Origin of the sequence: Collinsella aerofaciens (genome assembly GCF_028209395.1) — a bacterium.
GTDB lineage: Bacteria > Actinomycetota > Coriobacteriia > Coriobacteriales > Coriobacteriaceae > Collinsella > Collinsella aerofaciens_AZ.
Genome location: NZ_JAQLDQ010000002.1, coordinates 174,249 through 182,095 on the forward strand (window position 1 = coordinate 174,249; position 7,847 = coordinate 182,095).

At 62.6% G+C, this 7,847-nt stretch carries 7 protein-coding genes; 4 read left to right on the forward strand and 3 right to left on the reverse strand.

Annotated features, from left to right (window positions below):
- Positions 1-65: 65 nt before the first annotated feature.
- Positions 66-950, forward strand: a complete 885-nt coding sequence (locus PMW67_RS02075; RefSeq protein WP_197032144.1) for an ROK family protein — start codon at positions 66-68, stop codon at positions 948-950.
- A gap of 116 nt (positions 951-1,066) precedes the next feature.
- On the opposite strand, the gene PMW67_RS02080 is transcribed toward PMW67_RS02075, so the two are convergent.
- The gene (locus PMW67_RS02080) at positions 1,067-1,309 is read right to left on the reverse strand and encodes a hypothetical protein (RefSeq protein ID WP_117843679.1); all 243 of its coding nucleotides are present in this window, start codon (positions 1,307-1,309) and stop codon (positions 1,067-1,069) included.
- A gap of 625 nt (positions 1,310-1,934) precedes the next feature.
- Between PMW67_RS02080 and PMW67_RS02085 the strand changes: the two genes are divergently transcribed.
- Together PMW67_RS02085 and PMW67_RS02090 are read left to right on the forward strand one after the other, a co-directional pair.
- On the forward strand, positions 1,935-3,014 hold the full coding sequence (locus tag PMW67_RS02085; protein WP_117773428.1) for a Gfo/Idh/MocA family protein: 1,080 nt from the start codon (positions 1,935-1,937) through the stop codon (positions 3,012-3,014).
- 3 nt (positions 3,015-3,017) lie between these two features.
- Entirely contained in the window at positions 3,018-3,764 is a 747-nt protein-coding gene (locus PMW67_RS02090; RefSeq protein ID WP_117862206.1) for a DeoR/GlpR family DNA-binding transcription regulator, read from the forward strand.
- Positions 3,765-3,873: 109 nt separating this feature from the next.
- Here PMW67_RS02090 and PMW67_RS02095 read toward each other — a convergent pair whose 3' ends face one another.
- Together PMW67_RS02095 and PMW67_RS02100 are read right to left on the reverse strand one after the other, a co-directional pair.
- Positions 3,874-4,533 carry an RluA family pseudouridine synthase gene (locus PMW67_RS02095; RefSeq protein ID WP_231501551.1) on the reverse strand — a complete coding sequence of 220 codons (660 nt, stop codon included), beginning with the start codon at positions 4,531-4,533 and terminating at the stop codon, positions 3,874-3,876.
- A gap of 15 nt (positions 4,534-4,548) precedes the next feature.
- A complete protein-coding gene (locus tag PMW67_RS02100; protein WP_271738613.1) occupies positions 4,549-7,044 on the reverse strand; it encodes a U32 family peptidase in 2,496 nt (831 codons plus the stop codon).
- 298 nt (positions 7,045-7,342) lie between these two features.
- Between PMW67_RS02100 and PMW67_RS02105 the strand changes: the two genes are divergently transcribed.
- On the forward strand, positions 7,343-7,720 hold the full coding sequence (locus PMW67_RS02105; RefSeq protein ID WP_271738614.1) for a Rid family detoxifying hydrolase: 378 nt from the start codon (positions 7,343-7,345) through the stop codon (positions 7,718-7,720).
- Positions 7,721-7,847: the final 127 nt, after the last annotated feature.

Here is a 7,847-nt window from a genome sequence, read left to right on the forward strand (position 1 = left end):
AAGCCAACGTTATGGGCGCCCGCGGTTGACCATGACTGCGGGCGTCCCTTTGTAAGGAGGATCACATGAGCGAAAAGCAAATGAGGCTCGGCGCCCTCGAAGCCGGCGGGACCAAGATGGTCTGTGCCGTGGTGTCCGGCGACGGCGAGGTCCTCGACCGTATGGAGACCCCGACGCTTACGCCCGCCGAGACCGTCCCGCAGATGATCGAGTGGTTCACCGCCCGCGATGTGGACGCGTTGGGCATCGGCGCCTTCGGCCCGACCTGCGTCAACCCCAACGACGAGCGCTACGGCTCCATCCTCCAGACGCCCAAGCTCGCGTGGCGAGGCCATGGTCTTCGCGCCGCGTTCGCCGACGCCCTCGGGATTCCGGTGGCCTACGACACGGACGTGAACGTTGCCTGCCTCGGCGAAGTGGTCTTCGGCTGCTGCAAGGGGCTCGAGGACGCCGTCTACGTGACCATCGGCACCGGCGTGGGCGCGGGCGTCATGTGCGCGGGCAGACTCCTTCACGGCATGCTGCACCCCGAGGCCGGTCACATGCTGGTAAGGACCCGTCCCATCGAGGAGGGACGCTGCGTCTGCCCGAGCCACGCGAGCTGTCTCGAGGGGCTCGCCTCCGGCCCCGCCATCGCCGCGCGCTGGGGAAAGCCCGCGGCCGAGCTCGCGGATAACGATGAGGTGTGGGCGCTCGAGGGGGATTATCTGGGGCAGATGTGTGCGAACCTCGTGCTCATGTACTCGCCTCGCCGCATCGTCCTCGGCGGCGGCGTGATGCACCAGGAGCAGCTCTACGGCATCGTCCGCAAGAAGACCCTCGAATATCTGGGTGGCTACATCCAGACCGCCGAGCTTAAGGACATGGAGAGCTACATCTGCGCCCCGGGCTGCGGCGGCGACCAAGGAATCCTCGGCGCGGCCGAGCTGGCAAGAAGGGCGCTCGCGTAACTTGCGCTCTCTCCGCCATACAACGCGTTAAGAAAAGACGAGCGCTTCTTGCCAATTGAGCGGCAAGAAGTGCTCGTCTTTTGCATTTGTTTTTGGGGCAGGACGCCCCGCCTCCGCTAGAGTCCCTGGACCGCCACACCCACGAGGTTTGGACCGGTGTGGACAAGAAGCGCGGGGCTGATGTCGGAGCGGACGACCTCCACCGCGTTGGCCACGCGCTCGCACAGGGCCTGCTCCATGCGGTCGTAGAGGTCGGCGTGGGCCGAGGTGCGGCTCGCGGCAAAGCGCACCTTGGGGTGCTTCTCGACGATGGCGGCGATGAGCTTGACCTCGGTGCGATGCGGTACTTGCACAGCCATTTCGTGTACGCGAGGCTGTTGGCTTTCTGGGCCACAGCAATCACCTCCCCCTAGTATGATGACCTGAACAATCCTCATGCTAGGGGGAAGGTTTTTGTCGCGTAACGGAAATTGGCCTCCACCCGCTGAGCGGGTGGCTTTCTATGCCGCGCGTGCCGCGCGGCACGGACTAAAGTCCATGAATAAAAACGAGGAAGGCCACGTCCGGCCTCCCTCGCAAAGGGTCTCTGATTACTCCCACTCATTGGGGACAGACTTAAATGAGTACTCTTGAAATGCCGGCGCCTGGGGACGTTCTTTTTCTGTCTGCAGTTTGGAACGTTCCTTTTCTGTCGGCAGTTTGGGACGGTCCTTAGAGCTGCAGCGCGCCATGAGCGACGAGGCGAAGCGGATCATCCTGTCTTTTGAGTTCTAAGCATAAGCCCCTGTCTCTGAGCAATGACCGGTTCGCATTTGTGCGTATTTGCGTGCGTGGGATTGCGTGAATATGCGTATAGATGCGCCGTTTTCGGGACAACAATGACCGTTTAGCGGTGAGATACGCAAAAACGCGCACAGAAGCGCGTGTTTGTGCGAATATAGAGCTGTCAGAAAGCAAGGCGTTCTATGACACAGGAGGCACATAATGGCAGATTCCAAGCAGGCTCCGATCGACGCCGCGGCAGCCGCCAAAGCAGCGTTCGCTTCGGTCCAGGACAAGCCGTTCCCCGACGATATTTTTACGGCTCCCGAGCTCCATTGGGCCGTCATCGGTTGCGGCGTTATCGCCAACCAGATGGCTCAGTCCCTTGCTCTTGCCGGTCGCAAGCTTGCGGGCGTCGCCAACCGTACGCTGTCCAAGGCTCAGGCTTTTGCCGAGCAGTATGGCATCGAGAAGGTCTACGACACGGTTGAGGACCTCTACGCCGATCCTGGCATCGACGCCGTCTACATCACTACCCCGCACAACACTCATATCACCTATCTGCGCGCTGCCCTGGCAGCCGGCAAGCACGTGCTCTGCGAGAAGGCCATTACCCTCAATTCCGCTGAACTCGATGAGGCCCGTGCCATTGCCGCCGAGCACAACGTGGTCCTTATGGACGCTACCACGGTGCTCCACATGCCCTTGTATCAAGAGCTGCGTCGCCGCATGGATGCCGGCGAGTTCGGCCGCATGAACCTCGCTCAGCTCAACTTTGGTAGCTACAAGGAGTACGGCGACCTGACCAACCGTTTCTACAATCGCAACCTTGCCGGCGGTGCCATGCTCGATATTGGTGTGTATGCCCTGTCCGTCATGCGCCTGTTTATGGCGAGCCAGCCCGCCGAGGTCGTGTCTCTAGGCAACACCTGCGAGACTGGAGTCGATGTTGCGGGCGGCATCGTCTGCCGCAATGCCGAGCAGCAGCTGGGCGTCGTGAGCCTTACGCTTCACTCCAAGCAGCCCAAGCGCTCGGTCATCAGCTTTGATAAGTGCTACATCGAGGTCAACGAATATCCGCGTGCCGATCACGCGACCATCGTGTGGACTGCGGACGGCCACCGCGAGGAGGTCCACGCAGGCACCGAGGCTTACGCCCTGTGTTATGAGATGGCCGATCTTGAGAAGGCCGTTGCCGGCGACGACTCCAAGCGCGAGCTTCTGGATTATACTTCTGATGTTATGGAGCTTATGACCAAGCTTCGCGCCGATTGGGGAGTCGTGTACCCCGAGGAGGAGTAAGCGATGCTTGCGGAAGATAGGCTCAACGCAATCGTGTCGATGGTGCAGCAGACGGGCTCGGTTACCGTACCGGAGCTTGCTGAGGCCCTGGGCGTGACGGCGTCTACCATTCGGCGCGACCTGCAGACGCTCAATCGCGCACACCGTATCGCCAAGGTGCACGGTGGGGCGACGAGCCTTGAGCGCGCGCACGTGACGCGCGACCTAACGCTTAATGAGCGCAGCGATCTCCATAACGACGACAAGGAACGTATCTGCGCCCGTGCGGCGGCGCTGGTGGAGCCCGAGAGCTTTGTGTACATCGACTCGGGCTCGACGACGCTCAGGCTCATCGAGCATCTTCCACACCTTGAAGGTGTCACCTATGTGACTGATTCCGTGCTCCATGCTCAGCATCTCGCTTTGCGCGGCATGCGTACCGTGGTGCTGGGCGGCGAGCTCAAACCCGAGACCGAGGCGCTCGTTGGCCCCGATGCCTTGGCAACCTTAGACCGTTACAACTTCAACTGCGGCTTTTGGGGCTCTAACGGCATTGCCGCCGAGCAGGGCTTCACGGCGCCCGATATCGAGGAGGCGCAAGTAAAGCGTATCTCGATGCGCCATACGGCCAAGCGCTTCGTAATCTCGGACGCCAGTAAATTTGGCATGGTGGCGCCCGTCAAGTTCGCGGACTTCCGCGATGCAACGATTATTACCGCAGGCGAGGTCCCCGCCAAGTACCGGGCAATGGACAACGTCATCACGGTCTAGCGACGGGGCAAGGCCAAAACCACCGCGAAGGGGCAGGAACCTTTGTGGTGGTTTTGACGTTTGTCCGGATAAAACCTGCCAAAATAAACCTGTCCCTTTTTGGCAGGTTTTAGGGCTCCCAGGGGCAGGGGGCTTCGATGTGGATGTGCTCGCCGGTTACGGGATGCGTAAAGGACACGCTGTGGGCGTGGAGCATGAGGCCACAAGGACGCGGCGTCCCGTACAGGTCGTCGCCCACCAGGGGATGGCGCTCGCTCGCCAGGTGCACGCGGATCTGGTGCTTGCGGCCGGTGAGCAGCTCGACATCAATATACGAGCGCGTAGGCAGGCCACGGCGGCTCTTAAGGCGCTTGAGTACCTTGACGCGCGTCTGAGACGGCTTGCCGCTGGCGCCAACGCGCATCTTGCGGCTATCGTGGCGGTCGCGGGCGATAGGCTTGTCGATGAGCTTCTCGTTCCAGTCGATTTTGCCCTCGGCGAGCGCTAGGTAGTGCTTTTCGAACGCGTGGTCGATAATCATCTGGTCAAAGGCGGGCTGCGTCTGCTTGTCGAGTGAGAACAGCACCACGCCGGTGGTGTCGCGGTCCAAGCGGTTGAGCGGCTGCATGTCGGTCGCGGCAAAGCCGTCGCCCATCGCCAGCAGCAGGTCGCTGGCGTAGTCGGTGAGCGTGCGCTCGCCGGTGCCGTCGCCGTGGACGATCATGCCGGCGGGCTTGTCGATGGCCATGAGCCAGGCGTCGCAGTAGAGGACTTGAGGTTCTTCGTTCACGTGTAAGCCTTTCGGTTAGCTGATTCCCACAAACATGCAGCCCGAGGTGGCACCGCGCAGGCGGGCGGCGGGCTTGCGGCCGGCTTGCGCTGCCTCGACGGCGCGGCGGACGCGAGCGGTGGCGCGGCCCACCTCATCCGTCTCGAGCAGTGTGCCGTCCACCATAAGACGACGGACGCCGGCGTCGAGCAGCTGTGGTACCTGCGGCGTGAGGTCGATGGGGTAGGCGTCGTACAAGCGTGAGCGGCCGTGGATGTCGGTACGCACCGGCATGACCTTTCCGTCGATATTCTTGAGCGAGAGCTTACGGGCACGCAGGCGGCAGCTGGCACAATCGTGGATGCAACCGTTGGCAACCTGCAGAATGCAATGCTCGCTTGTCATAACGCGCGGGCGGCCAAAGACGGTGATGCCTAGAGCCGCGGGCGCGGCGGCGCCGAGCGAGACAATCTCGTCGAGCGTGATCTCGGGCGAGAGCCAAAACGCACCGGCTCCGCGCTCGGCAAGCGCCTCCATGCAGGGCGTGTTGTGCACCGGCAGGCAAGAGCGAATCTCGGCCGTGGCGCCAACCTGGGCGGCCAGGGCAAGCTCAGAGATGTTGCCAATAGCGACCGTGGCGCCGGCAACAACCCATGGGTCAACGCGGACGTGGTCAACGGCGCGGCAGACCTCGTCGAGTGCGGGCACAATACCCTGCTCAAATGCATCGGCAGGGGAGAGTCCGACAGCCTCGAGCGCGTCGGTGGTCATGTAGATGCGCGTTGCACCCTCCGCGCGAGCGGCCTCGGCGGCCTCGAGCGAGGTGACGGTAGCGCAGATCTGCGGCTCATCGCGGTAGTGCTCGGGCGCGGGGCGGGAATCATTGGTGACAATCGCCGGTAGCTCGAGCGTGCGGGCGCGCTCCTCGTACGGTGCCAGAATGGCCTCTTCCAGCGCCTTACAAGCGGCGGCGCGCACCTTGTGCACGGCGGAAAAGCCCATGCCGCAACTCTCGTCGAGGGCCACGTCAAAGCTCGCGGCCTCAAAGGGAGAGGAGCCCATGCGCCCGACGTGCTCAACCAGATCGGATGCCTCGACGGCGCGGGTCTTGGCGGCCTCGACGGTGAAGCCCGTGGCGGTGGCGGTGAGCGCGGGGTCGTCACAGCAGGTGAGCGTGACAGTAAACGGCTTGCCCAGGCGCGCCACGACGGATACATCAACAGCTCGGCGGCGCAGCACATCGCGCTTGAGCGCGGCGCTGGCAGCGTCAATAGCGCGCTGGCTTCGAATCACGCGCACGCGGCAGCCCTCGGGCATGCTACGGGGCACGCGACACTCGATAACATCGCCGGCAGCGGCATCATCGGCGGCGATGGTGGTCAGGAACTGGTCGAACTCATCGTCGTGGCGAAGCTCCAGCAGGTCGCCCTTGCCCACGGGCTCAAACAACTCAATGCGGGCGATGGCGGCGCGGCGACGGCGGTCGTCGGGCTTGAGCCCGCGCACATCGCGGTTGGCCAGGTGGCTGCCGAGCACCGTGCCCACGATCTGGCCGCGGTTGTTGGAGCGCTCGTAACTCATCATCTCGTCACCCGAGGTACCGTCCTGATAGGCGTGCGTAAAGTCGCGGTTAAAGCAGCGCTTGAGCTGGCGCTGGCGGGCGGCTTCCTCGTCCTTGGCAACGGTGGCTCCGGATAGCATGTCGTCAATTTCGTGACGATACACATCAACGATGGAGTACACGTAATCGGGCGCCTTCATGCGGCCCTCGAGCTTGAGCGACGCGGCGCCGGCGTCATACAGACGGCGAACAAGCTGCGAGGTGTTGGTGTCACGCGGGCACAGCGCGCGCTCGCGACCGGCAGGGGAGAGCGAGCGACCGTTCTCGTCGATCAGCTCGTAGGGCAAGCGGCAGGGCTGGGCGCACATGCCACGGTTGGCCGATCGTCCCGCCATGGCAAAGCTCGAAAGCAGACACAGGCCCGAATAGCAAAAGCAGATGGCGCCATGGCTAAAGACCTCAAGGTCCACATCGGGCGCGGCATCGTGAATGGCGGCAATCTCGTCGATGGAAAGCTCGCGCGAGAGGGTCACGCGGTCGGCGCCCTGCTCGCGGCACCAAAGGGTTCCGCGGTCGTCGTGGATGTTCGCCTGGGTCGAGATATGCGTCTCGATGCTGGGCATCGTGCGTTTGACCTCAAAGAACAGGCCCCAGTCCTGGATGATGAAGGCGTCGGCGCCCAGCGTGGAGCAGCGATGGATGAGCTGCAGCGCATCGCTCATCTCGGATTCCTTGATGACGATGTTGACCGTGACGTAGACGCGCGAGCCGGCCAGATGCGCGGCGCGGCAGGCCTGCTCAAAGGCCTCGTCGGTAAAGTTGGTGGCCTTGCGGCGGGCGTTGAAGCTGCCCATGCCGCAGTAGATGGCGTCTGCCCCGGCGGCGAGTGCGGCGGCAAAGGGCTCGGGCCCTCCGGCGGGCGCCAAAAGCTCGGGTCTGCGGTTGGTGGTTCGACTGGCGGTTGCGGTCATATCCTGCCTTTCAAAATGCTCAGATACTCAAAAGTATAGTGGTGCCGTCGCGGCAGGCGATGCCCGCGTTCCAAGCGGGATAAAGTCTTCAGCAGCTTGGACTGGCTGCTCCACATGAGAACCGTTCAGCGGTCCGGGGAAACCGTTGGGCGATAAAATATTCTCGCAACGTGATAATAATCTTGCATCGCGCGGAAACCTTGAGTACTATCCCAATCAAGCGCGGTGTTCAGACCGAACTGTGCCTCCCGGTGTGAACGCCGCGCTCCCGTTCCCTTTTACTTGTAAGGAGATAAACATGAGCAAGACCGTCGTGGCTTCCGATAATGCACCCGCAGCCATCGGCCCGTATTCCCCCGGCATCCAGACCGGCAACATGGTGTTCCTGTCCGGCCAGCTGGGCATCGACCCCGCAACCGGCAAGATGCCCGAGGGCGTCGAGGCCCAGGCTAAGCAGTCCCTTGCTAACGTCGAGGCCCTGCTGACCGCTGCCGGCGCCACCTTTGCCGATGTCGTCAAGACCACAGTCTACCTGGCTGACATTGCCGACTTCGCTGCCGTAAACGAGATCTACGCCTCCAAGTTCGAGGCCCCGTTCCCCGCGCGCAGCGCTTTCCAGGTTGCCGCTCTTCCGGCTGGCGGTCTGGTCGAGATCGAGGTCGTCGCCGCTCTCTAAGGCGTTGGCCACAACTAAACATGACATGCAAAAAGACCCTGCAGCGCGTGTGAACTGCCTCCCATTTCTTGGACATGAGAAATGGGAGGCTTTCTTTATGCGCGTTGATTTGAGAGTGAAGCATGAT

Bases quoted from the DNA above. Each gene is read 5' to 3' on its own strand.
- PMW67_RS02075 (WP_197032144.1), top strand. From the start codon at position 66: ATGAGCGAAAAGCAAATGAGGCTCGGCGCCCTCGAAGCCGGCGGGACC.
- PMW67_RS02080 (WP_117843679.1), bottom strand. From the start codon at position 1,309: ATGGCTGTGCAAGTACCGCATCGCACCGAGGTCAAGCTCATCGCCGCC.
- PMW67_RS02085 (WP_117773428.1), top strand. From the start codon at position 1,935: ATGGCAGATTCCAAGCAGGCTCCGATCGACGCCGCGGCAGCCGCCAAA.
- PMW67_RS02090 (WP_117862206.1), top strand. From the start codon at position 3,018: ATGCTTGCGGAAGATAGGCTCAACGCAATCGTGTCGATGGTGCAGCAG.
- PMW67_RS02100 (WP_271738613.1), bottom strand. From the start codon at position 7,044: ATGACCGCAACCGCCAGTCGAACCACCAACCGCAGACCCGAGCTTTTG.
- PMW67_RS02105 (WP_271738614.1), top strand. From the start codon at position 7,343: ATGAGCAAGACCGTCGTGGCTTCCGATAATGCACCCGCAGCCATCGGC.